The organism is Rhodococcus sp. NKCM2511 (assembly GCF_014905595.1).
GTDB lineage: Bacteria > Actinomycetota > Actinomycetes > Mycobacteriales > Mycobacteriaceae > Rhodococcoides > Rhodococcoides fascians.
This window is the reverse complement of the sequence record NZ_BNHJ02000001.1, coordinates 2,813,625-2,836,953: the sequence shown is the minus strand read 5'-3', so window position 1 is coordinate 2,836,953 and position 23,329 is coordinate 2,813,625. Positions and strand designations below refer to the sequence as shown.

The 23,329-nt window shown below is 64.9% G+C and carries 25 protein-coding genes; 11 read left to right on the top strand and 14 right to left on the bottom strand.

Annotation, left to right across the window (positions count from 1 at the left end; all coding sequences use genetic code 11):
• The first annotated feature begins 111 nt into the window (after positions 1-111).
• From JLZ96_RS13220 to JLZ96_RS13205, 4 genes are read left to right on the top strand one after another with little or no spacing between them, the layout of a single operon-like run.
• Positions 112-1,392, top strand: a complete 1,281-nt coding sequence (locus JLZ96_RS13220) for an ABC transporter substrate-binding protein (RefSeq protein ID WP_032367659.1) — start codon at positions 112-114, stop codon at positions 1,390-1,392.
• A 14-nt stretch (positions 1,393-1,406) separates the two neighbouring features.
• The gene (locus JLZ96_RS13215; protein ID WP_174557187.1) at positions 1,407-2,453 is read left to right on the top strand and encodes a carbohydrate ABC transporter permease; all 1,047 of its coding nucleotides are present in this window, start codon (positions 1,407-1,409) and stop codon (positions 2,451-2,453) included.
• On the top strand, positions 2,450-3,271 hold the full coding sequence (locus tag JLZ96_RS13210; RefSeq protein ID WP_032367661.1) for a carbohydrate ABC transporter permease: 822 nt from the start codon (positions 2,450-2,452) through the stop codon (positions 3,269-3,271). Before JLZ96_RS13215 ends, JLZ96_RS13210 begins: the two co-directional genes overlap by 4 nt.
• Positions 3,268-3,441, top strand: coding sequence for a hypothetical protein (locus JLZ96_RS13205; protein WP_167327633.1), 174 nt, complete (start codon positions 3,268-3,270; stop codon positions 3,439-3,441). Before JLZ96_RS13210 ends, JLZ96_RS13205 begins: the two co-directional genes overlap by 4 nt.
• Here JLZ96_RS13205 and JLZ96_RS13200 read toward each other — a convergent pair.
• Together JLZ96_RS13200 and JLZ96_RS13195 are read right to left on the bottom strand one after the other, a co-directional pair.
• A complete protein-coding gene (locus tag JLZ96_RS13200; RefSeq protein WP_201010317.1) occupies positions 3,425-4,309 on the bottom strand; it encodes a LysR family transcriptional regulator in 885 nt (294 codons plus the stop codon). The two genes, JLZ96_RS13205 and JLZ96_RS13200, sit on opposite strands and share 17 nt — an antisense overlap.
• Positions 4,300-4,734: an MmcQ/YjbR family DNA-binding protein gene (locus tag JLZ96_RS13195; RefSeq protein WP_201010316.1), complete on the bottom strand. Its 435-nt coding sequence runs from the start codon at positions 4,732-4,734 to the stop codon at positions 4,300-4,302. The genes JLZ96_RS13200 and JLZ96_RS13195 overlap by 10 nt, the downstream gene beginning before the upstream one ends.
• Positions 4,735-4,842: 108 nt before the next feature.
• Between JLZ96_RS13195 and JLZ96_RS13190 the strand changes: the two genes are divergently transcribed.
• Entirely contained in the window at positions 4,843-5,193 is a 351-nt protein-coding gene (locus tag JLZ96_RS13190) for a nuclear transport factor 2 family protein (RefSeq protein WP_201010315.1), read from the top strand.
• Positions 5,194-5,288: 95 nt separating this feature from the next.
• Here the strand turns inward: JLZ96_RS13190 and JLZ96_RS13185 are convergent, their stop codons facing one another.
• Both JLZ96_RS13185 and JLZ96_RS13180 read right to left on the bottom strand, forming a co-directional pair.
• Entirely contained in the window at positions 5,289-6,371 is a 1,083-nt protein-coding gene (locus JLZ96_RS13185; protein WP_027495057.1) for an inositol-3-phosphate synthase, read from the bottom strand.
• Positions 6,364-6,954 carry a PadR family transcriptional regulator gene (locus JLZ96_RS13180; RefSeq protein ID WP_027495058.1) on the bottom strand — a complete coding sequence of 197 codons (591 nt, stop codon included), beginning with the start codon at positions 6,952-6,954 and terminating at the stop codon, positions 6,364-6,366. Before JLZ96_RS13180 ends, JLZ96_RS13185 begins: the two co-directional genes overlap by 8 nt.
• A gap of 197 nt (positions 6,955-7,151) precedes the next feature.
• Here JLZ96_RS13180 and JLZ96_RS13175 point away from each other — a divergent pair, with 197 nt between their 5' ends.
• The 3 genes from JLZ96_RS13175 to JLZ96_RS13165 are packed head-to-tail and all read left to right on the top strand — an operon-like array spanning position 7,152 to position 8,139.
• Entirely contained in the window at positions 7,152-7,595 is a 444-nt protein-coding gene (locus JLZ96_RS13175; RefSeq protein ID WP_236253945.1) for a phage holin family protein, read from the top strand.
• Entirely contained in the window at positions 7,592-7,870 is a 279-nt protein-coding gene (locus tag JLZ96_RS13170; protein ID WP_032370039.1) for a DUF3618 domain-containing protein, read from the top strand. The genes JLZ96_RS13175 and JLZ96_RS13170 overlap by 4 nt, the downstream gene beginning before the upstream one ends.
• Positions 7,867-8,139, top strand: a complete 273-nt coding sequence (locus JLZ96_RS13165; RefSeq protein ID WP_032370038.1) for a DUF4235 domain-containing protein — start codon at positions 7,867-7,869, stop codon at positions 8,137-8,139. The genes JLZ96_RS13170 and JLZ96_RS13165 overlap by 4 nt, the downstream gene beginning before the upstream one ends.
• Before the next feature lie 26 nt (positions 8,140-8,165).
• Here JLZ96_RS13165 and JLZ96_RS13160 read toward each other — a convergent pair whose 3' ends face one another.
• Together JLZ96_RS13160 and JLZ96_RS13155 are read right to left on the bottom strand one after the other, a co-directional pair.
• Positions 8,166-9,011: a DUF1707 domain-containing protein gene (locus tag JLZ96_RS13160; protein WP_201010314.1), complete on the bottom strand. Its 846-nt coding sequence runs from the start codon at positions 9,009-9,011 to the stop codon at positions 8,166-8,168.
• A 21-nt stretch (positions 9,012-9,032) separates the two neighbouring features.
• Positions 9,033-9,848, bottom strand: a complete 816-nt coding sequence (locus tag JLZ96_RS13155) for a DUF1707 domain-containing protein (RefSeq protein WP_236253943.1) — start codon at positions 9,846-9,848, stop codon at positions 9,033-9,035.
• Positions 9,849-9,947: 99 nt separating this feature from the next.
• On the opposite strand from JLZ96_RS13155, the gene JLZ96_RS13150 reads away from it, so the two are divergent.
• From JLZ96_RS13150 to JLZ96_RS13140, 3 genes are all read left to right on the top strand, one after another.
• Positions 9,948-10,379, top strand: a complete 432-nt coding sequence (locus tag JLZ96_RS13150; protein ID WP_027495064.1) for a DUF5318 domain-containing protein — start codon at positions 9,948-9,950, stop codon at positions 10,377-10,379.
• A 363-nt stretch (positions 10,380-10,742) separates the two neighbouring features.
• On the top strand, positions 10,743-13,118 hold the full coding sequence (locus tag JLZ96_RS13145) for a transglycosylase domain-containing protein (RefSeq protein WP_371828001.1): 2,376 nt from the start codon (positions 10,743-10,745) through the stop codon (positions 13,116-13,118).
• 111 nt (positions 13,119-13,229) lie between these two features.
• On the top strand, positions 13,230-14,678 hold the full coding sequence (locus JLZ96_RS13140; protein WP_052053643.1) for a glycosyltransferase family 87 protein: 1,449 nt from the start codon (positions 13,230-13,232) through the stop codon (positions 14,676-14,678).
• Here JLZ96_RS13140 and JLZ96_RS13135 read toward each other — a convergent pair.
• From JLZ96_RS13135 to JLZ96_RS13100, 8 genes are all read right to left on the bottom strand, one after another.
• On the bottom strand, positions 14,653-15,873 hold the full coding sequence (locus JLZ96_RS13135; RefSeq protein ID WP_236253941.1) for a TerD family protein: 1,221 nt from the start codon (positions 15,871-15,873) through the stop codon (positions 14,653-14,655). The genes JLZ96_RS13140 and JLZ96_RS13135 overlap by 26 nt on opposite strands.
• A gap of 90 nt (positions 15,874-15,963) precedes the next feature.
• Positions 15,964-16,191, bottom strand: a complete 228-nt coding sequence (locus tag JLZ96_RS13130; protein WP_201010313.1) for a helix-turn-helix transcriptional regulator — start codon at positions 16,189-16,191, stop codon at positions 15,964-15,966.
• Entirely contained in the window at positions 16,191-16,790 is a 600-nt protein-coding gene (locus JLZ96_RS13125) for a hypothetical protein (protein ID WP_236253939.1), read from the bottom strand. Before JLZ96_RS13125 ends, JLZ96_RS13130 begins: the two co-directional genes overlap by 1 nt.
• 84 nt (positions 16,791-16,874) lie before the next feature.
• Positions 16,875-17,609, bottom strand: a complete 735-nt coding sequence (locus JLZ96_RS13120) for an ESX secretion-associated protein EspG (RefSeq protein WP_201010312.1) — start codon at positions 17,607-17,609, stop codon at positions 16,875-16,877.
• A gap of 2 nt (positions 17,610-17,611) precedes the next feature.
• Entirely contained in the window at positions 17,612-18,997 is a 1,386-nt protein-coding gene (locus tag JLZ96_RS13115) for a PPE domain-containing protein (protein WP_201010311.1), read from the bottom strand.
• A gap of 39 nt (positions 18,998-19,036) precedes the next feature.
• Entirely contained in the window at positions 19,037-19,840 is an 804-nt protein-coding gene (locus JLZ96_RS13110) for an HAD family hydrolase (RefSeq protein WP_201010310.1), read from the bottom strand.
• Positions 19,837-22,170 (bottom strand): phosphoribosyltransferase, encoded by a 2,334-nt coding sequence (locus tag JLZ96_RS13105; RefSeq protein WP_201010309.1) that lies wholly within the window; start codon positions 22,168-22,170, stop codon positions 19,837-19,839. The genes JLZ96_RS13110 and JLZ96_RS13105 overlap by 4 nt, the downstream gene beginning before the upstream one ends.
• Positions 22,167-23,315 (bottom strand): HpcH/HpaI aldolase/citrate lyase family protein, encoded by a 1,149-nt coding sequence (locus JLZ96_RS13100; protein WP_032382656.1) that lies wholly within the window; start codon positions 23,313-23,315, stop codon positions 22,167-22,169. Before JLZ96_RS13100 ends, JLZ96_RS13105 begins: the two co-directional genes overlap by 4 nt.
• Positions 23,316-23,329: the final 14 nt, after the last annotated feature.

The window sequence follows — 23,329 nt, the reverse complement described above, 5'->3', positions numbered from 1 at the left end:
AGTTGTGTGCCACAGTACCCATCGACATATGTGTCGGGGGAGCATCACAGCACGATTCTGCGTGCCCATCTCCGGGCGCATACCACCGCGTAGAAGTAAGTGGAGAAAACAATGGCGTCTTTGATCACGAAGGTGGCAGTGGTTGCGACAGCAGCCACGCTGCTGACGCTCACGGCATGTTCGAGCGACAGCGGTTCGAGCGGCGATTCGGGTGCTGCATCCGAAAATGCCGACGGCCGTGGACCTATCACCTATGTAGAGGGCCAGGACACCACCGAGACCGGTGTCGTCCAGCAGATCATCTCGGAGTGGAACGCCGCCAACCCTGATCAGCAGGTCACCTTCAAGGAGCAGTCCGCCGACGCCGATCAGGCCCACGACGACTTCGTTCAGCAGCTCCAGGCGCAGCAGAGCGACTACGACGTCATGGCACTCGACGTCGTCTGGACCGCCGAATTCGCGGCCAAGGGCTGGCTCGTCCCGCTCGAGGGCGAATTCGCACTCGACAACGCAGGCGTTCTTCCGGCGACCGTCGCGAGCGCGACCTACAACGGCAAGCAGTACGCCGCACCGAAGAACACCAATGGCGGACTGCTCTACTACCGCAGTGATCTGCTCCCCGAAGCGCCCACCACCTGGGCCGAGCTCACCGAGGACTGCCAGGTCGCCCGCGACAACAACATCGACTGCTACGCAGGGCAATTCGCCCCCTACGAGGGTCTGACGGCCAACGCGTCGGAGATCATCAACGCGCACGGCGGATCGATCGTCGGCGAAGACGGCAAGACCCCCACCGTCAACAGTCCGGAAGCCAAGGCCGGACTGCAGACTCTGGTCACCGCGTTCGAGACCGGCGTCATCCCGGCCCAGGACACCACGTTCAAGGAGTCCGACAGCCAGCAGGCGTTCCAGGACGGAAAGACACTGTTCCTGCGCAACTGGCCGTACGTCTACGGCACCGCCGCAGAAGAAGGTTCGGCTGTGGTCGGAAAGTACGCGGTCGCACCGCTTCCCGGCGTCACCGGAGTGGGCACCTCGACGCTCGGCGGATACAACGCCGCGATCAGCGCGTACTCCGAGAACAAGGCCACTGCTGCCGACTTCCTGCGCTTCATGCAGGGCGAGAAGGCGCAGCGCATCATCGCCGAGGGTGCTTTGCCGCCCGTGCTCTCGTCGCTGTACGACGATCCCGCACTGATCGCCGCGATGCCGTACCTTCCCGCATTGAAGGCATCCATCGAGAACGCAGTCCCGCGTCCCGTCACCCCGTTCTACCCGGCCGTCTCGAAGGCCGTGCAGGACAACGTCTCTGCCGCCATCAAGGGTGAGAAGAGCGTCGACCAGGCGATCACGGACATGCAGGCCGGTATCGAAACCGCCGGCGCCAACTGATTTCGGGAGAACCAATGGCTGTACCTGCTGGTGTGACCAGTGGGGCCGCCGCAACCACCGCGGCCGGGGGCTCGTCCCCCGGCCGCGGTCGGCATGTGCGGTCCAAGAACAAGCGGTTCGGCCTGACGCAGGGTCGGGCCTGGCTGTTGATCGCACCGACGATGGTGATCCTCGCGATCGTCATCGTCTACCCGGTGATCCGAGCCCTGGTGATGTCCTTCTCCAAGGATCCCGGTCTCGATCCCGCCACCGGCATGTTCGTCACCGGTGGATCTGCCGGCTTCGACAACTACACGCACTGGATCCTGCAGCAATGCACCTCGGCGTCGGGCACATCGGTGCCCTGCCCGCCGGGAACGCTGGGGTCGCAGTTCTGGGGTGCCGTCGGAAACACCGCGTTCTTCACGGTCGTCACGGTGTCCATCGAGGTGGTCATCGGCTTCGGAATGGCCGTCATCATGGGCAAGACCTTCGCCGGACGCGCCCTGTTGCGCGCGGCAATCCTGATCCCCTGGGCGATCCCGACGGCGGTCACGGCCAAGCTCTGGTACTTCATCTTCGCGTACGACGGCATCGCCAATCGCATTCTGGGAACCAACATTCTATGGACCGGCGACGCGTGGCCCGCTCGCTTCGCCGTCATCATCGCCGACGTGTGGAAGACGACGCCCTTCATGGCGTTGCTGATCCTGGCCGGGTTGCAGATGATTCCCGCCGATGTCTACGAGGCGGCCCGCGTCGACGGGGCGTCGGCGTGGCAGCGGTTCACCAAGATCACACTGCCGTTGGTCAAGCCCGCGTTGATGGTGGCAATTCTGTTCCGCACCATGGACGCGCTGCGTATGTACGACTTGCCGGCGATCCTCACCGAGGGCAATCCCGCCACCCGGACCATCTCGATCCTGGTGGTGGATCAGATTCGGCAGGGATTCAACAGCGCTGCCTCGTTGTCGACGATCTCGTTCATCATGATCTTCGTCGTGGCGTTCATCCTGGTGAAGTTCCTCGGTGCCAATGCCGTTGCCACTCAGGACAATCAGCGCAAGGGGCCCGGCCGATGAAGCAAGCTCGCATCTATCTCGGCGTCGTCGTCATTCTCGTCTGGGGACTGGCGCCGTTCTATTGGATGGTCGTCACCGCATTCCGCGACCCGCGCTACACCTTCGACACGACGCCGTGGCCGACGCACGTCACGTGGGAGAACTTCGAGAACGCGTTGTCGACGGCGAACGGCAACAATTTTCTTCGTGCGGTGGGCAACAGCCTGATCGTGGGCGGCGCGACCACTCTGATCGCGTTGGTCATCGGCATCTTCACCGCATACGCACTCTCGCGCATCGACTTTCGATTCAAGTACGTGGTGACGGGCATCATCCTGGGTGCGTCGATGTTCCCCGTCGTCGCATTGGTGACCCCGCTGTTCCAGTTCTTCACCAACATCGGCTGGATCGGCAGCTACCAGGCGATGGTCATCCCGAACATCTCGTTCGTCCTACCGCTGACGATCTATACGTTGGCGGCGTTCTTCGCCGAATTGCCCTGGGAGCTCGAAGAAGCCGCGCGGATCGACGGTGCCGGACGATTCCAGGCATTCCGCCTGGTGATGCTCCCGCTCGCCGCGCCTGCCTTGTTCACCACCGCGATTCTCGCGTTCATCGCCGCAGTGAACGAGTACCTGCTCGCCAGTCAGCTCTCGAGTGACAAGACCGAACCGGTGACCGTCGCCATCGCGCGGTTCACCGGCAACGATCCGCTTGTGGTGCCGTATGCCGCGATCATGGCCGCGGGCACCATCGTTGCGATTCCACTGGTGATCATGGTGCTGCTGTTCCAGCGCCGCATCATCTCCGGACTGACGGCGGGCGGCGTCAAGTCGTGACAGCGCAGGACCACCTGCAGTTGTTGGCAGGCATTCTCGGGTTCTTCGCGCTGGTAGCTCTCGGTTTCGCCGTAGCCGGGATCATCGGAGGTGATCCCGGCGTGCTGCCGTCCGTAGCGCTGCTCGGCTTGCTGGTCGCACTGTGGTTCACCGTCAAGAAGATTCGCTGAAACTCGTCGTCGCTACGGCCACCAGTTCGGCGAGTGCCGGACTCATCGCGCTGCGCCACACCAGGGCCAGCAGGGCGGCGGTGTGCGAGTCGGTCAGCTCGATCGCGACGAGCCGGTCGCCGTAGAACTCGGCCATCGACCGGCTGAGAATCCCGACCCCCAAACCGCGGGCTGCGAGGTCGGCCACCGCGTCAGGTGCGCTGGCCTGCAACGTGATCGACGGTGACAGACCTACCCCGGCGCAGTCCCCGTCGAACACCGCACGAATTCCGGTGCCCGGCGGTAGGGCAACGATCGGATACTCGCACACCTCGGCGAGTGTCGCGTCCTTCTGCGCCGCCAGTGGATGCTCCGCCGGCACGGCTGCGACGATGCGCTCGTCGATCACCACCATCGATTCGAGTCCGGTGGGGGTCCGAGAAGCGAGACCGACCAACACAAGATCGAGCTCGCTGGATCGAACATCCGCGACGAGATCGTCCGAATTACCCTCGCGCAAAGCAATGTCGACGCCGGGATGTGCCGCGTGGAAGCCCGCCAACGCGTCGAACAGTGGGGGAACGGTGCAGGCGGTGACCATACCGATGCTCAGTGTTCCGCGCAGTAGGCCCGTCACATCGTCGACGGATTGTTTGACGGATCCGGCCGCGGCGAGTGTGGCCCGAGCCTGCGGCAACGCCGCCTGGCCGGCTGTGGTCAAAGTGGCTGTGCCACCGGATCTGTCGATCAGCTCGGCACCGAGTTCGCGCTCGAGCGCCCTGATCTGCGCGCTGACCCCCGATTGGCTGATGTGAACGCGGGCGGCAGCGCGGGTGAAGTTCGCTTCCTCGGCCACCGCGACGAAATACTCGAGCTGCCTCAGTTCCATTGCTGTACTCCCAGATCGGGACCTTCGCCGGCGTCGAGGCGGGCTATCGCGCGCTTCGGTGCGGTGACGCGGTAGCTGCAGTCGATCAGCTCGGCGGCTTCGGCCCAGACATCGCTGTCGGCCTTGTCTGTGCGGTCACTGCTCAGGTCGAACCCCACCCAGCCTGCGGGTCCGAGGTAGGCGGGATGAAAGTAGCGCGGCTCGAGTTCGCAGGCTCGCTGCTCCTCGGCGCTCTCGCATTTGACGATGATCGACAGATCGAACTGATCGCCGCCTTTGACGCCACCGCCGAAGTAGACGAACACCGAGGTCGTGCGGAAGGTCGGCCTGCCGTGCGAAACCTTCTCGGTCACGTCGGGGTACGCGAACGCCAGAGCGCGAACGCGTTCGAGAATCGGATGCTTCGAGGTGGGATCGATGGCCACGCGAGAACCATAGCGCGTAGCGTCTAGCTGCGGCTATGAGTAAAAGTTCTGGTTATGATCGGAACCAACTGTTGGACTTCTGACTGCGCCGGTTCGAGACTCGAATCCATGACACAGACACCCGCACAAATTGCAGCAACCTACTTCGAGGCCTGGAAGGCGAAGGACTTCGACACTCTCGCGTCGATCCTGCACGAAGACGCCACGTTTCGGGGGCCACTGGGCACCGCCGACAGCGGCGAAGAATGCGTCGCCGGGTTGAAGGGAATGTCGCAGATCGTCACCGACATCGACATCGCGCACGTCTTCGTCGATGGCTCGAACGTGCTGACGTGGTTCGAGCTGCACACGTCGATCGCACCCCCGGCCCCCACCGCGAACTGGCAACGAATCGAGAACGGCAAAATCACCGAAATCAGGGTGACATTCGACCCTCGCGCCATCGTCGCGGCGGGATAGCCGAACGCCCGCCGGTACTCAATGTGACATTTGGTGGCCTTTTGGGGGGTCAATGTCACGTTGAGTGGACCGGCGGGCGTCAGTGCCGCGGAGAGTTACGCGTCGATGATGAAGGCTTCGAGTTGTTCGCGAGCGACGTCGTCGGCCAGCTGCTTCGGCGGGCTTTTCATCAGGTAGGCGGAAGCCGGGATGACCGGTCCACCGATGCCGCGGTCCTTGGCGATTTTCGCGGCGCGGACTGCGTCGATGATGACACCGGCGGAGTTGGGCGAGTCCCAGACCTCGAGCTTGTATTCGAGGCTCAGGGGAACGTCACCGAAGGCGCGGCCTTCGAGGCGCACGTAGGCCCACTTGCGGTCGTCGAGCCAGCCGACGTGGTCGGACGGTCCGATGTGGACGTCCTTGGCGTTGAATTCCTTCTGCAGGTTCGACGTGACGGCCTGGGTCTTGGAGATCTTCTTCGACTCGAGGCGGGTGCGCTCGAGCATGTTGAGGAAGTCCATGTTGCCGCCGACGTTGAGCTGCATAGTGCGGTCGAGCTGCACGCCGCGGTCTTCGAACAGCTTCGCCATGACGCGGTGGGTGATGGTGGCACCGACCTGGCTCTTGATGTCGTCGCCGACGATGGGGACGCCAGCGTCCTCGAACTTCTTGGCCCAGACGGGGTCGGAGGCGATGAAGACGGGGAGGGCGTTGACGAAGGCGACGCCTGCGTCGATGGCGGCCTGTGCGTAGAACTTGTCGGCTTCTTCGGATCCGACGGGGAGGTAGGACACGAGGACGTCGACCTTGGCGTCACGCAGTGCCTGTGCGACGTCGACTGCTTCGCCGTCGGCCTCGGTGATGGTCTCGCGGTAGTACTTTCCGAGGCCGTCGAGGGTCGGTCCGCGCAGGACGTGGACGTCCTTCGGGGGCACGTCGGCGATCTTGATGGTGTTGTTCTCGCTGGAGAAGATGGCCTCGGAGAGGTCGAAGCCGACCTTCTTGGCGTCGACGTCGAACGCGGCGACGAACTCGACGTCGCGGACGTGGTACTTGCCGAACATGACGTGCATCAGGCCGGGAACGGTGGCGTTCTCGTCTGCGTCCTTGTAGTACTCGACACCCTGGACCAGGGATGAGGCGCAGTTGCCCACACCCACAATGGCCACGCGGATTGCGTTGTTGTTCTCACCCATGGTCGGGTTCTCCTTCTGTCTTGACTGTCCTGTTTGGTGCTGTGTGGGACGGTGCTGGGTTGGGGGCGGCTTGCTCGGCTGCGATGACTTCGTTGAGCCAGCGCACCTCGCGTTCGCTCGATTCGAGACCGAGCTGGTGGAGTTGCCGGGTGTAGCGGTCGAGTGTTCCGTTCGCCTTGGCCACAGCGTCGCGGAGGCCTTCTCGGCGCTCCTCGACCTGGCGTCGTCTGCCTTCGAGAATGCGGACCCGAGCTTCTGCCGGGGTTCGACTGAAGAAGGCCAGATGTACGCCGAATCCGTCGTCGGTGTAGTTCTGCGGTCCGGTGTCGGCCACCAGTTCGGCAAATCGTTCCCTGCCGAGGGGGGTGAGCACGTACACCCGTTTTGCTCGTCTTTTCACGAGCAGTTCGGGACCGGCGTCCTCGGCGATGAGCCCGTCGGTTTGTAGTCGACGGAGCGCCGGGTACAGCGATCCGTACGAAAACGCACGAAATGCTCCGAGCAGGCCGGTCAGCCGCTTGCGAAGCTCGTAACCGTGCATGGGTGATTCGAGAAGCAGTCCGAGAATTGCGAGTTCGAGCATGCAACTCCCCCTTCTCGAATCCAACGATCACATCCTGGCGATGCGATGAGCCACACTATCGGAGAATGTATCGCGCCGATACATGAAGTGACAAACCAATGGCAGGTTACATCGCGCGAACCGGCATTTGCGGACGTGTTTTTCGGGGTCCTTCGCGGGTATCGACACAGGACGGCACTACATCGAAGGAGCGCATCATGCACGAATACGATCAACCGCCCCCACTGTCGAACGCCGAGTCCGAGCGGGGCTCCCACGTGGCGGACCTGTCGACGGTGCAGCTGATCGAGCGACTGACTACTCAGGTCTCGACGCTCGTCCGGACCGAGATCGACGCCGGACTCGCCGAAGTCAAGAGCAAGGGAAGCCGCCTCGGGGTAGGCGTCGGAATCTCCGGCGCGGGTGCGCTGCTGCTGTTCCTCGGGCTCGCCACCTTGATCGCTACCGCAGTGCTCGGACTGGCAACAGTGTTGTCCGCATGGCTCGCAGCGCTGATCGTCGCGATCGTGGTGCTGGCGATCGGGGGCATCCTGGCCGCAGTCGGCGCGTCACGGGCAAAGAAGGCCTTGCCGCCGATTCCCGCGGACACCGCAGCACGTATCGGCGACGACATCACCGCAGTGAAGGAGGGCATCCGATGACCGACTCACCGGCCCACAGTGTTTCCGGCAACTCCGATCAGCCGCCCAGCATCGAGGAACAGCGTTCCGAACTGGCCGACACCGTCGCCGCTCTCGCGGCCAAAGCCGACATCCCCACTCGAGTGGGCAACGAGGCCTCTCGACAGGCGACACGTGCCTCCGATGCGGTGCGCAGTAGGCCCGGCACTGCCGCAGGGGCCGTGGGCTTCGTTGTGACCGCAGTGTTGGTGACGGTTCTTCTTCGTCGCCGACGTACGAGAAAGGTGTTTCGATGAGTGCAGTATCGAAGGCGTTCTACAGACCGATGTCGTTGGCGACGAGTGTGCTCGGCGGGCTGGCGGCCGGCGCGGTGTTCAAGCAGGTGTGGAAGCACGTCGGCGACGACGACGCGGCGGCCCCCGACCCGAAGGATCTGAATCGCTCCGTCCGAGAGGTGCTGATCGCGGCAGCCGTCCACGGTGCGGTGTTCGGCGTCGTCAAGGCCGCAGTCGACAGGGCAGGGGCAACCGGTTACCGCGCCATCACGCACGAGAGCCCGAAGTAGCCGACACGCAACATGATTCGCGGCGTCTATCGGCTTACCGAGACGATGTTGCCCGCGAAGTCCGCTTCGACGCGGCCGCCCTGGTCGTCGTCGTTGTGTGCGGTGATCGAGATGCGCTGCTCACCGCGGGAGCCGGTGATCATGACGTATTCGACGGCGGCGTCCGGGACCCCGACGGCCTCGGGCGTTCCCGCGACGAGGCCTGCCAGAACCGCGGAATCGACTGTGGCCCAATCGAAGAGCGCCTCTTGTTCCTCGGGCGGCTCGGTCTCGTGATACACCTCGAACCCCCCGGAGACGAATACGCGCTCTCGTCGGCCCTCTGCCGTCGGGCGATAGACATCGGCACGGTTGCCGTCCATCTGGACGAACACCTCGAGAACCTGCGAACTGCCGAAGCGTTCCACGTAGCGTTCTCGAAAATCGTCGAGTCCGGCTGCCGTGTCGAAAACGAAGGGACGGGCGATGATCGGGGTGACGTCGACCGGCAGGTCCATCGGCACGGTGGGGGTCACGCTGCGCGTCGTCGTGGACGCGACGACGGCAGCAGCCGGAACCGGTTGTTCGCCGGTCCTGGTCGACAGAAACACCACCAGCCCTACAGTCACGATGACGACCGAGCCGAGTGCCAGCAGTAGCCGGTTCTTCGGTTCGGATGTTCGCGGCGGTGGTTCCGGAAGGTCGACGTCGATTTGTAGGTCGGAGACCAGTCGTCGCAGATCACGCAGGGTGATGGCCACCCGCGCACGTTCGCTGCGTAGGCGGTGCTCGTCGAAGGTGAGCTGGCCGTCGGCGTATGCGGAATCCAGAACGGTGGCGGTCAGCGCGCGGTCAATTTCACGGGCGCGAAAATCGGGTCGTTGTGCCATCATGCGGCCTCCTTTCCGGACACATCAGCCGAACGAAAACGGCGTGACACGCAGGAAGTTGCCTGCGGGATCGAATAGGAGAGTTCCGCTTTCCTGATCGGTGTTGTCGGCGGAGACGGAAATTTGCGGACCGTTGTCGCTGCCGTGGAAGCTCACGTTGTAGCTGTCGATGCGACTCATGTTCAAGCTCTCGCGGGCACCGGCGATGATCCCCGCTGCCTTCGTCAGATCGACCGTCGCCAGGTCGATCTGAGGTTCGTCGAAGTCGCGGGTGCTCGAGAAATTGTCGTCGTAGTCGCCGATCACGCCGTTGCGATAGGTGTAGCTGACCTGTTTCTGTGGCACGCCGGGTGCGGGTGCCGAAATGACGGCGTAGTCGTCGTACAAACCGAGTCTGTCGACCACCGACGTGCCGATCTTCTGTTGCAGTGCATCGACGATGTCCACGACGACTGCAGGATTCTTGTACCCGGCCGACCCGAGACCCGATTCGGGGTCATCGGTGTTCGAGCACGCGCGAATGCCGAATGTGAGCGCCACGAGTGCGGCAACGGCAGGGACCGCGACGGCCATGAAGCCCAGGCGTGAGCCCTTTGCCGTCGTGATCGGATGCGCGAACTCGATCGGGTCGGCCATCGGCGGCAGATCGGTGTCGTTCTGAAGGTCCTCGATGAGGGCGTGCAGATCGGCGATCGTGTCGGCTTCCTTCGCCAGATCGATCCTTGCGGCGTGCTCGAAATCGGACAGCTGGCCATCGGCGAGTGCTTCGTCCAACGTGGCGCAAGTATCGGTGCGATCCACATCACGCGCTCGCGTACTGGGTGACAGTCGCGTCGGCACAGGTGGAGCATAGTTTCTCGGCCCAGGAATGGGGGTCGATCGTCGTCCAGGCGGGGATCGCAGGTCTCCATCGACACTGCCGCACGTACTCTGGTTCTCGTGCGACTTCAGCGACAGGTGGTGGACTACGCCCTTCAGCGTCGGTCGCTGCTGGCCGAGGTCTACTCCGGTAGGACGGGCGTGGCAGCGGTCTGCGATGCAGATCCCTATCTTCTACGTGCCGCCAAGTTCCACGGCCGCGGCAGCGACGTAGTGTGCCCGATCTGCCGGAAGGAGCAGCTCACGCTGGTGTCGTGGGTGTTCGGCGAGAAGCTCGGACCCCTGTCCGGCTCCGCGAGAACGGCCGACGAACTCGGCCGGCTGGCTGCCACCCAAGAGGAATTTTCGGTCCATGTGGTCGAGGTCTGCCGCTCGTGCAGCTGGAATCACCTCGTCCAGTCCTACGTCCTCGGGGCCGTGCCCGCACCCAAGCAACCCCGTCGCCCACGATCGGGATCCCGTCAACCGAACCGTCGAACTGCGAGTGAATGACACAATCGCTTCGCTGAACCCAGCCACCGAGAATTCGACGCGGCCGCCGAGATTACTGGAGATTCGTACGTGAGTTCCCCCTACGACAACAACCCGGGTAACAACGAACCTGGCCGTAGCGACTCCGGACGGCGCCCCGACGTGCCCGGACCACCGCGCGGCAGCCGCCATTCCGATCCGCCCGGACGTCGTCCGGTACCCCCACCGGGCCAACGTCCGCTACCGCCTCCGGGTCAGCGCCCCGGACCGCCTCCCGGGCAGCGTCCGATGCCACCGCAGGGTCGACCGCCGATGCCACCTCCGGGTCAGCGTCCGGTGCCTCCTCCGGGTCAGCGCCCCGGGCCCCCTCCTGGGCAGCGTCCGATGCCACCGCAGGGTCGACCGCCGATGCCTCCCGCCGGCCAACGTCCGGGTCCGCCTCCGGGTCAGCGTCCGATGCCACCGCAGGGTCGCCCGTCCGGTGACGGTCGCTACGCCGCGGCAGGTGTCACCCGATCGGGATCCGTCCCGCCGCCACACGAACCGAACGATCCATCAGCTAGCTCCTCGGGCAACGAACCGCCCGAGCCCCCCGAAAGAGGTTCCGCCGCGAAAACGAAGAAGAAATCCAAGTGGCGGGTAGTTCGACGCACGTTGTATGCGTTGGTCGCCTTGGGCCTGATAGTGCCGATTCTGCTGTTCATGGTGGCGTACACGCTGGTGGACGTCCCGCGGCCCGGTGACCTCAGGACCAATCAGGTTGCGACGATCTTCGCCTCCGACGGGTCGAGCGTGCTCGGCAAGGTGGTGCCACCCGAGGGCAACCGAACCGATGTCACGATCGACCAGATTCCGGAGCACGTACGTAACGCCGTGCTCTCGGCGGAGGATCGCGACTTCTATTCCAATCCCGGGTTCTCGGTGACCGGCTTCGGCCGTGCCCTGCGCGACAACGTGCTCGGACGTGACAGCGCGGGCGGCGGTTCCACGATCACCCAGCAGTACGTCAAGAATGCGGTGGTCGGCTCCGAGCGGACGTTGACGCGCAAGATGCGGGAGCTGGTCATCTCGTCGAAGATGGCTCGCCAATGGTCCAAGGACGACATTCTCGCGGCGTATCTGAACACCATCTATTTCGGTCGTGGCGCTTATGGCATCGCTGCCGCGTCGACGGCGTACTTCGGCAAATCCGTGGATCAGCTCTCGGTCGAGGAAGGCGCAGTACTGGCTGCGACCATCCAGCAGCCGTCCGGACTCGATCCGGAAGTCAACCCCACCGGTGCTCAGTCGCGGTGGAACTACGTGCTCGACGGCATGGTCTCGCAGGGCCAGCTCGATGCGACTCAGCGTGCGGCGATGCAGTATCCGCAGTGGGTCCCCATTTCTCAGGTCGATTCGGGCGATGCCGCCGACGCAGGTCCCAACGGTCTGATCAAGGCGCAGGTTTTGCGTGAATTGTCGGCTGTCGGGGTCAGTGATCAGGATCTGAACACCGAGGGTCTGCAGATCACGACGACGATCGATCCGAGGGCGCAGGCCGCCGCGGTCGAGGCCGTGGACAACAACCTGCAGGGTGAGCCGTCGGAGCTGCGCACGGCGTCGGTGTCGATCGATCCGCGCAGTGGCGCGGTCCGCTCGTACTACGGCGGCGCGGACGGGCGCGGTTTCGACTTCGCTCAGTCCGGGTTGCAGACCGGATCGTCGTTCAAGGTGTTCGGCCTCGCCGCTGCCTTGGACCAAGGCATTCCGCTGTCGAAGATGTACGACAGTTCCTCGCTCGACGTCAACGGCATCCAGATCAGCAACGTCGAGGGCGAATCCTGTGGCACGTGCACCATCGCCGAAGCCCTCAAGCGGTCGCTGAACACGAGCTTCTACCGCATGATGCTGGGCATGGACAACGGCCCGCAGGCGATCGCGGACATGGCACACAAGCTCGGTATCCCGCAGGAGATCGAGGGCGTCGGCCCCACGCTGACCGAGCCCGACAACGCGGGCCCGAACTACGGAATCGTGCTCGGCCAGTACCAGTCGCGGGTGATCGATATGGCCTCGGCCTACGCCACACTGGCAGCCTCCGGCGTCTACCACACCCCGCACTTCGTGCAGAAGGTCGTCACGGCCGACGGCACGGTGTTGCTCGATCGTGCACCCGAGGCCGGTCAGCAGGTCGTCTCGGCGGCGGTGGCCGACAACGTGACGTCGGCGATGCGTCCGATCGCCGGCTACTCCAACGGTCACAACCTCGCGGGTGGTCGTCAATCGGCGGCGAAGACCGGTACCGCGCAGCTCGGTGATACCGGGCAGAACAAGGACGCCTGGATGGTCGGGTACACCCCGTCACTGTCGACGGCGGTGTGGGTCGGTACCGAGCAGGGCTTGCCGCTCGAGAACAGTTACGGCGGTCCGATCTACGGATCGGGCATACCGTCGGACATCTGGAAGGCGACGATGGACGGCACGCTCGAGGGCACCTCGAACGAGACGTTCCCGACGCCCGAGGCCATCGCCGGTCAGGCAGGTGTCCCGCAGTACTCGGCACCGGCTGCCCCGGTCACGACGGTGGCTCCGTCCGCGCCGCCGCCCGTGACTCTGCCGATCCCGACGGAGATTTCGCCGCCGGTGGTCATCACGCCGCGTCAGGTCGAGATTCTGCCGGGCGTCACCATTCCGCTGCCGGGTCTGGCCCCGGCTCAGCCCGCACAGCCACCGGCAGCACCCGAGCCGGCAGCCCCCGAACCGGCGACTCCCGGCCAGTAGCACCGAACGGTGACGACCGAACCCGAGCGCAAGGGCAGAGCCCTTGCCAGTCCTGGTCGCCTGGACACGGCGAGTGCAACGGACCGTGACGCACCCAGCCGTACCGATCCGATGACCGAGGAACTGTCCTCGGTCATCGGCGGGCCGGTGGGCGCGCACGCTCTGGTCGGTCGGCAACGGTGGTTCACTGCGCTGCGGGTCATCCTGTTGCTCGCTGTGGTCTTTCTCTGCTTCGGCTGGTTCGCCAAGGCAGCGTGCATTCAACAGGCACCGGTGGGTCCGAACGGTGAACTCGGACTCGACTGGAGCGGCAGTCGCCAGTACGTGGCGATGTGCTATTCGGACACCGTGCCGCTCTACGGTGCCGAGCGGCTCGACCAAGGCGCGTTTCCGTACAAGAAGTCCTGGGAAGAAACGAAGGCCGACGGGTCGAGTCAGATCCGGTACATGGAATATCCGGTCATTGCCGGCCTGTACCAGTACGGCTCGATGGTCGTCGGAAAGGCATGGAACTCACTGAGTTTCCTGCCGCAAGCCCTGCCTGTGGTCGTCTACTTCAACGTCGTCGCTCTGGGATTGGCCGTCGCGTGGCTGGTCACCGTGTGGGCGACGGCGATCTCGGCGGGGCGACGCATCTGGGACGCTGCCCTGGTGGCTGCCTCACCGCTGGTGATCGTGCATGGATTCACCAACTTCGACGCTCTCGCAACGGCATTCGCGCTCACCGGTCTGCTGGCCTGGGCCAAGAAGCGGCCCGTACTGGCCGGCATACTGCTGGGTCTCGGCGGTGCCACCAAGCTCTATCCTCTGTTGTTCCTCGGGCCGCTGCTGGTGTTGTGCTGGCGGGCCGGCCGCATGCGCGAGTGGGGGCTGACCGCAGCGGCTGCCCTCGGGGCCTGGCTTGCGGTCAATCTTCCACTGGCCCTGCTGTATCCGACGGGGTGGTACGAGTTCTTCCGGCTCAACTCCGAGCGCGGAGCCGACCCCGATTCGCTGTACAACGTCGTCACTTCCTTCACCGGATGGACGGGCTTCGACGGCCCCCTCTATCCGGGGGACAAGCCGATGGTTCTCAACGCAGTCACGCTGCTGCTCTTCGCCGTCGTGTGTGCGCTGATCGCCTACATCGGTACGACGGCTCCGACCCGGCCGAGGCTGGCCCAGTTGGTATTCCTGGTGGTGGCCGGGTTCCTGCTGACCAACAAGGTGTGGAGTCCCCAGTACTCGCTGTGGCTGGTCCCTCTCGCGGTGCTGGCTCTACCGCATCGTCGAATCCTGTTGGCGTGGATGGCAATCGACGCGTTCGTCTGGTTCCCCCGGATGTACTACTACCTGGGCGTGGACAACAAGGGTCTGCCCGAACAGTGGTTCACCGCCACCGTGGTCGTGCGCGATATCGCAGTGATCGGCTTGTGCGCGTTGATCGTTCGGCAGATCTACCGGCCGTCGGAGGATCTCATTCGAAACGGCAGCGCCGTCGACCCGCTCGGTGGCGTACTCGACGGCGCTGCAGATCGAACCGGTCGGCGTGCGGTCACATATAGCGGCCGAGCTGCTTGACGGCTTCACCGGCGTGCTTGGCCTGGATGCCGTCGCCGATGGCCTGTAGCTTCCATTCACTGCCCTGGCGGTAGACCTTTGCCATCACCAATCCCGTGAACGGCATGCCGCCCTGCAGGGTGAAGCGGGCGAGTTCGGTGTTGGTGGTGTTGTCGACCAGCCGGCAGAACGCATTGGCAACCTGCTCGAACGTCTGGCCGCGGTACGAGGTGACCGTGAAGACGATGCCGGTGACGTGCTGGGGTACCCGCGTCAGATCGACGACGATGACCTCGTCGTCGCCCTCACCCTCGCCGGTCAGGTTGTCTCCCTTGTGCGTGATCGACCCGTCCTTGGCGTTGAGCTGGCCGTAGTACACGACATCGTTGACGTTGCGATCTGCCAGCATGATCGCCGACGCGTCCAGGTCGATGTTCGCCGCACGGCCTCCGCCGCCGAACAGTCCACCCTTCTTCGGTGTCGTCACCGGATCCCAGCCGAGACCCATGCGAATCACCGTCAGGGCCACGCCGCCGTCCTTGCGCAGCGTGACCTTCTGGCCCTTGGACAGACTGACGGGCTTGGACTTGGTGAGACTGACTTCCGGAGCCTCGGAGCGAACCGGTGCGGGCGGAGCGGGTGGCGCGGCCGGGGCGGGTGGCGTCGGCGGTGCAGGGGGCGGTGTGGGTGCCGGAGCCGGCGCGTCGTCCACGGAGACACCGTGATCGGTCACCAACGCAGCGAAACCACCCGCGTAACCCTGCCCGACGGCACGAACTTTCCAGCTCCCCTGACGGCGGTAGATTTCCAGCGCAATGACGATGGATTCGGAGCTGAGGCCCTCGATCGTGTACTCGTACAACACGTTTCCCGCTGTGTCGCTGACTCGCGCGACCGGGGGTGCCGATCGGCCGAAGTTGCTCGACGCGTCGTCGAGGGTGATGACCGCACGGATCTGCTCGATGTCGGACGGAACGGCGCCGAGTGAGACGGCGAGCCGCGCCAGCCCGCCCTGCCCGGGTTCGAGTCGGACACCGGGACCGGTCGGCTGATTGAAGAACACGAAATCGGCGTCCGTGCGCACCTTTCCGGCGTCGTTGACCAGAAGCGCAGACAGGTCGGCCGGCACCGCCAGGACGATGGACACGACGACGTCGCCGACGGTGAGGGGGCCGTTCTGACCCTTGGACAACGGTTGACCGGCCGGAGCAGACAATGTGGTGGACTCTCTCTCGAAGTGCTGGTTACCGTCATCCAATGTACTTGGTCGATTTGTCCGTCTGGTGTGGCTGCGACGGCGTACAGGTCAGACTTGGCGGAGGGTGAACAGGTCACCCGGGGTGCAGCCGAGCACCCGGCAAACCGCGGTCAGGGTGGAAAATCGGATGGCCTTGGCGCGGTCGTTCTTGAGTACCGACAGATTCACGACGCTGACCCCCGCCAGACGCGACAGCTCGGCGAGCGTCATGCCGCGGGCTTCGAGGATCTCGCCGAGATGACACACGACGAGATGGTCGACCAACTCCTCGGCCATCAGACCAGACCATCGGCATCACGAGCGAGCTTGGAGCCCTGGGCGATGGTGGCGTAGACGAATTGCAGGAACGTGGACACGAAGATTGCGATCCAGAGACCGGTGGCCGGTCGAGCGGTGTCCACGGTCCCGCTCAGCTCGAGCGCACCGACGACGCTGTTGGTGCCCAGCATGTTCATGAACCCAGTGATGATGGGGTAGGCGAGAATGCACGCGCCGATCACTACGACGTCGGTGCGTGCGGCGTTGGTGAAGGGATTCCCGGCGATGACGCGATCGCAGAAGCGGTAGAAGAACAGCAGGCCCACCAGGATGATCACCAGTCCGACGGCGAGGGATCCGTAGCGCATCACGTCGATGAAGCCCAGCAGTCGTACGATTTCGGCTTTCGGGACGCTCAGCTCGACCGAGTTCCCCGGTTGCAACTGGCCTCCGAACAACTCCACCGGCGGGGTGTTCCACTCGGGTTCGACCGTGGCAAGGACGTAGTCCGAGGAGTGGTATTTCCACATCTTCCAGCCGGTCCAGCCCACGGCCAGTGCTCCGTAGAACACCATCGCCCACTTGTTGGTCCTCATGGAACCCAGTCCGTATGCCATCCCGCCGCCTCCATATCGATAGTCGATAACAACGAATATCGATAACCTATCGAAAATCGATACGGTGTCAAGGGGTGGGCTGTGTCATCGGCGTAAGGCCGACTCCAACTGTCGCCCGATTTCGGCGACGAATCGGGTGGAATCGGCGGGCACGACGTCGATCGACGCGTGGGACCGAACGAGGTAGCGGCCGTCCCCGTCGAAGTCCATCCAGAAGAACGAGACGGCATCGGTATCGCGGCGGTGGTCGTAGGTGGCACCGCGCGCGACGATCACCTCGCCGACTGCCGATCGCGGTCGGGCGAAGAACGCCTCGAATTTCTCGTCCGCAGTCGCGTTTCGAGTGGCCGTGGACAGGATTGCTCCGCTCGATGTGGTTGCAGTGCAGGGATGTTCGAGGGTGGCGGCCGCACGGCGTCCGGCCTGCACGGTCGGCACGGACTCGGCGATCCGTACGGGGGCAGATGCCGGGGTCACCGTGTCGATCGTGACCGAACAGTCCGGCCCAGGTCGTTGGGTGAGGACAACCGCGAGATCGTGGGTCACCGCTGCATGAACGCGCACCGGGCTCTGCCCGAGAGCGTGTGTGTCGCTTCGGCATTCGATGCGTACAGCGGGGTCGATCACCACTCCGATTGCTGCCTCGAGCCGCTCGTCCACCAGCGCGTCGATCCTCGCCGACGCTTCGCGTCGCAGCCGTCGGAGCTGATCCTCGGTATCGACGTCGACGGTGACGGCCAGAGGGTAGGGCAGCCGATCCCGTCCGAAACGACTGCAGAGCATCGCGAAATCCATCCCGCGCACGGTCCATTGCGTCACCGTCAGCCGCCGAGCACAGGGGGTGCGACGAGTGGCAGGTCGCCGATCAGTTCGCTGCCGTTGCCGACGTCGATCAAATAGCCGGGGGTGGTGTGTTCTCCGTCGTTGTCGCCGGTGCCACGACCTCCCGCCGCGCCCATACCGCCCACTCCGGGCATACCGTGAGCCCCTGCTCGACCGGCCGCCGCCGCACCCGCGCCGCCCGGGCCGCCGCTGGAACCGCCGGGACCGATCGGAGACCCGAGAACAGAGCCGCCGTAACCTGCACCGGAACCCGCACCGCCACCGGATCCGTTGTAGCCCGAGCCGCCGTAGTTGGAGCCGCCGTAGTTGGAGCCGCTGTAGCCCGAGCCGCCGTAGCCGGAGCCCGGGGAGCCTGTCCCCGAGGATCCGCCGCCTCCCACGTTGCTTCCGAGTCCCCCGGGAGCATTTCCGGGGCCACCGGCTGCGGCGGCTCGGGTTTCCCCGGATCGATCTGCAGGCGGCAGCGGTCCGGATGGACTCGAACCCGGTTGCCCGGGGCCCGATTGTCCAGGCGTCGCGGTGCCGGCATCGGTCTGCTGCGTAGCCGACTGCGCTGCGGGATCGACGGCTCCTGCCGAGCCTGCGCCCCCACCGGACGTCGCACCGCCGCTCCCACTGGCGGCCGGATAATTGCCTGCCGGGAAACCGCCTGCCCAGCCGCCGGTGGGACCACCGCCTCCGCCGTCGACGGGATTGTGCGCCGTCGGCAGCACCGGAACGTTGGTGTCGGACAGCACCACGCCCGGTACGTACACCGATCGCATGATCCGGCGCGCTTCGTTCTGCTGCTCCTCCTGCACAGCCGTCGCCGTTTTCGTGGCGAACGGAACGGGGAGCAGGGAACCGATCAGGGTGCTGCTCTCGGACGCGACCACCGGCGGCATTCTCGACTTGGTCTGCTCGAATCCCGCGTGTGCTTCGAGCAGCTTGTTCCCGATCAGGCTCATCGACGTGGCCAGCGCGGACGCCGACGAGACGTAATCGCCCACGCCGCCGCGCACGGCGTCGGACATCGGCCCGGACCAGCCCGACGCCATGGCCGCCTCGATACCCGTTCGGAAGCCGTCGGATCCGGAGCCGGCGGCGGCCGAGAGGTCGTTCCAGTTCTTCGACGAGGTCGCAATGGGACCGATGGCCAACGACCCGACCATGCCCGCGATGTCCTCGTGTGACATCACCTCGAACGGTTCGGTGATCGTCACTTCGTTGGGTTCGTAGTCACCGCGGTAGTCGAAAGCTCCGTTCGCTTTCTCGAACGCCTCCCCGAGCATGGTGCCGACGAGCTCGGGCCCCACCGGGGTCACGAATATGTTGGTGACTATCCCGTCGATCGTCGCTTCGAGTTCCTCGTACGGATTCGCCATGCCCACCCCTTGCCACGCGCCTGTCCCCCCGACGAACTGTTAGACGCGGTGCGCAGTGGTTCGGTTCCGCAGCCAGTCGAGAATTTCCTCGCTGGCCCGCACGCCGGAGGAATCGGTGACGGTCAACCCGGGGCGGGTGAACCCCAGCAGTTCGAGCTCGCCGTGCCGCGGCCTAACTGCCTCGTCGGCGGCCATGAGCATCTCGGCGTCGAGCGCGCCGTCACCGGCAGCGAACACGCCGGCCTCGGCATCCAGGGAACCGTCCTGAACCAGCCTGGAACGGACCTCGGCCACGGCGGAGCTCTTGCACACCGCGTTGGGCATCGTGTAGATCTTGCGGCCTTGCTGGGACACGTTCCAGTCGCGTGCCGCGCACCACTGCGACCAGTCCGAGACGAAGTCCGGTGGGACGGCGGTGACGTCGACGACGAGGTAGCAGAACAGGCCGTCGGCCTCGCGGTACTTGAGTACCCAGTCCTTGGAGACCCTCGATCTCAACTCTGCGCCGATGCCGGCCAGGTCCAGATCGAAGCCCTTGCGCCAGGCCGTATCCGGCTCACCGTCGACGAGAATGTTGCCACCGTTGCTGGTGATGGCGTACCGCCACGGGGCACCCGGCAAGTCGATGCGCTGGAACTGTTCGATGGTTCGCGTCGTCGTCGGAACCACGGTGACGCTCTCGCTCAACCCGCGGAGCAGCGACATGGACCGAGTGCTCATGTACGACAGCGGTTTACCCTCGTACACCTCCACGCACTCGAACGTCTCGTCCAGTGGCACACCGAGCGCGCCTTCGGAGAAGATCATCGTGCGATCGAGGTCGACGGCGATGAGGGCGCTCACGAGGCATCCTCGGTCGAGACGTTCTTGATCAGACCCATGCACGAGTAGGCGAGGTCGGGTACCACGTCGACCGGTACTCCCCTGGCTTCGGCGAGCATCCGAATATGTTGGTGCTCCGGAGCATTCGCGTCGCGTACCAACACGCGCCACGGTACTCGGCGTAGCAGCACCCGCGTGGTCTCGCCGACACCGGGCTTGACGAAGTTGACGTGCGAGATGCCGTACTCCTGGCGGACCTTCTCCACCGATGCCCATCCCGACCAGGTGGAGGTTCTGTCGGACGCGAGCACCGACGACACCGTCTCCGCGACCTCGTCACGCACGTCGTCGAATCGAGCCGTCACCGCGTCGAGTAGGTGCCCCGAGACATCGTCGGGAGCGAGGTCTGCGTAGTACTTCGCGCCGTGGAAATCACCCGGCCGGATGAGGCTGTCGTTGAGTACAGTTCGCGAAACGAGGCCCGAGACGGTCGAATTCAGGCAGGCCGAGGCGATGAGGAAGTCGTCTCGGGTCCCGTAGGTGCGAGCGCAGTGTCCGGGATCGGCGAGCACGGCCAGATCGTCGTCGAAGTCCGCCCCAGGGAAGTCGCGTAGTGCCGCTGTGAGTTCGCGTGCGATGGCACCTTTGCCGGTCCAGCCGTCCACGAACACCACCGAGCGTGAATCGTGGTGCTCGGCGAGGTAGCGCAGAGCGACGCTGTCGATACCCCGATCACGCACGATCGAGACGGCGTAATGCGGTATCTCGATGCCGTGGGCGGCGAAAGCCCAGCGCCGCATCAGAATTCCCACCGGAGTACCGGCCCGGGCCAGTGACGCGAGCACGATGTCGTGTCCGCGCTCGGCGAGCACCACCTCGGTGACGGTTCCGACGGCGACCGCGAGCCGCGCCGCACTCTCGTGCAGTACCTTCTCGAACAGTTCGCGATACGCAAGATCGGGTTGGTATTCCACCGGCAGCGATTCGGCATAGTGCGCCGTGCCGGCCTGAATCGCCCTCTCGCGCTCCGCCGTTGCCGCTTCCAGCGAGATCCCTGACAGGTCTTTGAGTAGCCAGGTCACCTCGTTCGGCGCGTACGAGCCGAACTCGGGCCCACGCAGCGGACGGGCGCGTCTGGCGATCTCGAGCGCCTGCGGATCGGCACCGGTGACGACCACGACCAGCACGTCGGTGCCCGCCGCCGCGAGTGTCTCCGCCGCGGCGGTGAGTGCGTCGGTATCCGCGGGGGTATCGGCGACGAACACCAGGGTCGAGCCGGCCGGCGCGTCGGCGTTGTAGAGGTAGCGCAGAGAGGATTCGTCCTCGGGCGCTGCGAATTCGAAGCCCCGGCGCAGTGGGTAGCCCGCCACGTCGAGTACGTAGGCGGGCGAGCGGGTGGTCGTCTGGAACAGTGCGCTGTGTCCGCGTCGTTGCAGCGCTGCCGCCAGGCGTAACGGCAGGTACATCAGCTCCTCGTGCCCGACGACCACGACGGCACCCGAGTCGGGGAGCGACGCGTCGACGGTGGCCGCGACCGCTTCGATCGCGTCGGCGAACCCGGCCGCATCGGACCTGAGGAAGCCGTGGCGGCCGCCCTCGGGTAGAGCTGCGGGCCAGGGCGCGTCGATGCGGCGTACCGAACCGGGTTGTGTAGCAACCGGATTGAACGTCGGATCGGGGAGGCTCAGAACCGTCTCCACGAGCCCGGGTTCCAGCTCGACCGATCCCTGAGCGAGGCTGACGTTGTCGATCACGACGCCCAGTTCGGTGGCCGTTGCTGCGGTCGCGTCGAGATGCTCGGCGGTACGCATGTCCACCAGGGATGCGATGACGTAGTGGGAACGCGCAGCCGTGGAATGGATCTGGCGGAGCGCATCGAGCGCGGTGGCTCCGGTCGAGATCTCGTCGTCGACGAGAACGAGGGGTAGTTCGCCGCCGAGCAGGTCCGCCGAGGTCGGCATCAGCAGATGGTCGGTGGCGTGCGAGTGCCCTTCCTCGAACTCACCGTGCACCGTCATGCCCGATACCGTGCGGCGGGTGGAGTGCACATAGCAGCGCGCATCGAGGGCGGTTGCCACCGTGTGACCCAATCCCGTTGCCGTCTCCGCGAATCCGAGAACATCGACGTCGGAGCCGCCGACCGCCGCAGCGACCAGGCCGGCCAATTCATCGCCGGCACCGATGACGACGTCCGGATCCACGGGTATGTGTTTGCCGAGCACAGTGGACACCAACAGGTGTGCCCGTCGGGGATTGCGACGTAGGCCGGGACGCACCAGTTGTCGTGCCGTCCACGACGACGAGGAGCCGGTGTCGGTCAGGACGATGCCGTCGGCCGGGTTGTCGGTCATCGCTGAGCCAGCGCCGTCAGGAGGTCCACGAACGTGATCCCTTCGTTGGTGACCCCGAATGCCCGGGCGCGAACCATCGTCTGTTTCGCCCAATTGCGATGTGGTCCCAGCTCGTTCATCTTGTTCCGGTAGCCGGAGGCCTGCGCGCCGCCCTGGTCGGAGGCCAGAATGTCGAGGGCGTCGTGGTATTCCTCGTGCGTCACTGCGGACAATGCGTGCACGGCAGGAACGTGGGATGGATGGATGACGGTCTTGCCCTGGATACCGTTGGCGCGGTCGAGGGCGACCTCACGCAGCAGTGCGTCCAGGTCGCTGCTGACCAGTTGTTGCCGGAAACGCACGGCCTCCTGGTCGACGAACGGCGTCTGGCGCAGCAGTGGCCGGAACATGCGTTCGTGGTCTGCGAAGTACTCCCACACCGGCCCGGTGATGACGAATCCCGATCCGTCGTTGCGGCCCAGGTGGTTGACAATCGCGCTGATGACGTCGGCCACGACGCGGACGTCGTAGATCGTCAGGTCACGGTCGCGGCGAATGCCGAAGGTGCCGCACATGTCGGTGGCTCCGATGCGGACGGCCAGCACGATGTCTCGGTATTTTCCCAGTAGTTCTCGGATGGCAACGAGTTCGGTGTCGCGTGTTTCGCGGTGGACCACCTCGGCCGACTCGAGAACCGGCATCGCCAACAAGCGGGTGTCGTGCGCGGTGGACGCGGCGAGAATCTCGTCGAGGTACTCGGCTCCGGTTGCCGAGGTGAACTTCGGTACGACGAATCCGGCAAGTCCAGCGGCCCCAGGAGTCAGACCGGCGCAGACCGTCCGAATCTGTTGGGCCGTGCGGGCTCGGACGAACACCAGTGCATTCGAACCCGAGAGTTCGTTCAGAGTTCGGATGGTGTTCTCCACCGCGTACTGCAGATCATGATCTGCGACTGCATCTTCGAGATCGATCACGATCGATCGAACGCCCTCGTCGGTGCGCTTGTGCACCGTCGCGGTCAGGTCCGCACGGGTCGCGGGAATGTACAGCGTCGCACCGAGTGCTGTTGCTACGACGTTGTTTCCGTCACTGACCGCGATGTCCTCCGGTTGCAGGAAGAACATGCGTTCGCGGGTGTCGGCGTCGAGATGGCGAAAGTGTTGCACCATGATCCTTCGTG

Coding starts and splice junctions, on each gene's coding strand:
- JLZ96_RS13175 (WP_236253945.1), top strand. CDS start 7,152: ATGCACGAATACGATCAACCGCCCCCACTGTCGAACGCCGAGTCCGAG.
- JLZ96_RS13190 (WP_201010315.1), top strand. CDS start 4,843: ATGACACAGACACCCGCACAAATTGCAGCAACCTACTTCGAGGCCTGG.
- JLZ96_RS13210 (WP_032367661.1), top strand. CDS start 2,450: ATGAAGCAAGCTCGCATCTATCTCGGCGTCGTCGTCATTCTCGTCTGG.
- JLZ96_RS13125 (WP_236253939.1), bottom strand. CDS start 16,790: ATGGCATACGGACTGGGTTCCATGAGGACCAACAAGTGGGCGATGGTG.
- JLZ96_RS13145 (WP_371828001.1), top strand. CDS start 10,743: ATGCCACCGCAGGGTCGACCGCCGATGCCTCCCGCCGGCCAACGTCCG.
- JLZ96_RS13185 (WP_027495057.1), bottom strand. CDS start 6,371: ATGGGTGAGAACAACAACGCAATCCGCGTGGCCATTGTGGGTGTGGGC.
- JLZ96_RS13165 (WP_032370038.1), top strand. CDS start 7,867: ATGAGTGCAGTATCGAAGGCGTTCTACAGACCGATGTCGTTGGCGACG.
- JLZ96_RS13220 (WP_032367659.1), top strand. CDS start 112: ATGGCGTCTTTGATCACGAAGGTGGCAGTGGTTGCGACAGCAGCCACG.
- JLZ96_RS13180 (WP_027495058.1), bottom strand. CDS start 6,954: ATGCTCGAACTCGCAATTCTCGGACTGCTTCTCGAATCACCCATGCAC.
- JLZ96_RS13130 (WP_201010313.1), bottom strand. CDS start 16,191: ATGGCCGAGGAGTTGGTCGACCATCTCGTCGTGTGTCATCTCGGCGAG.
- JLZ96_RS13215 (WP_174557187.1), top strand. CDS start 1,407: ATGGCTGTACCTGCTGGTGTGACCAGTGGGGCCGCCGCAACCACCGCG.
- JLZ96_RS13160 (WP_201010314.1), bottom strand. CDS start 9,011: ATGATGGCACAACGACCCGATTTTCGCGCCCGTGAAATTGACCGCGCG.
- JLZ96_RS13140 (WP_052053643.1), top strand. CDS start 13,230: ATGACCGAGGAACTGTCCTCGGTCATCGGCGGGCCGGTGGGCGCGCAC.
- JLZ96_RS13200 (WP_201010317.1), bottom strand. CDS start 4,309: ATGGAACTGAGGCAGCTCGAGTATTTCGTCGCGGTGGCCGAGGAAGCG.
- JLZ96_RS13170 (WP_032370039.1), top strand. CDS start 7,592: ATGACCGACTCACCGGCCCACAGTGTTTCCGGCAACTCCGATCAGCCG.
- JLZ96_RS13115 (WP_201010311.1), bottom strand. CDS start 18,997: ATGGCGAATCCGTACGAGGAACTCGAAGCGACGATCGACGGGATAGTC.
- JLZ96_RS13105 (WP_201010309.1), bottom strand. CDS start 22,170: ATGACCGACAACCCGGCCGACGGCATCGTCCTGACCGACACCGGCTCC.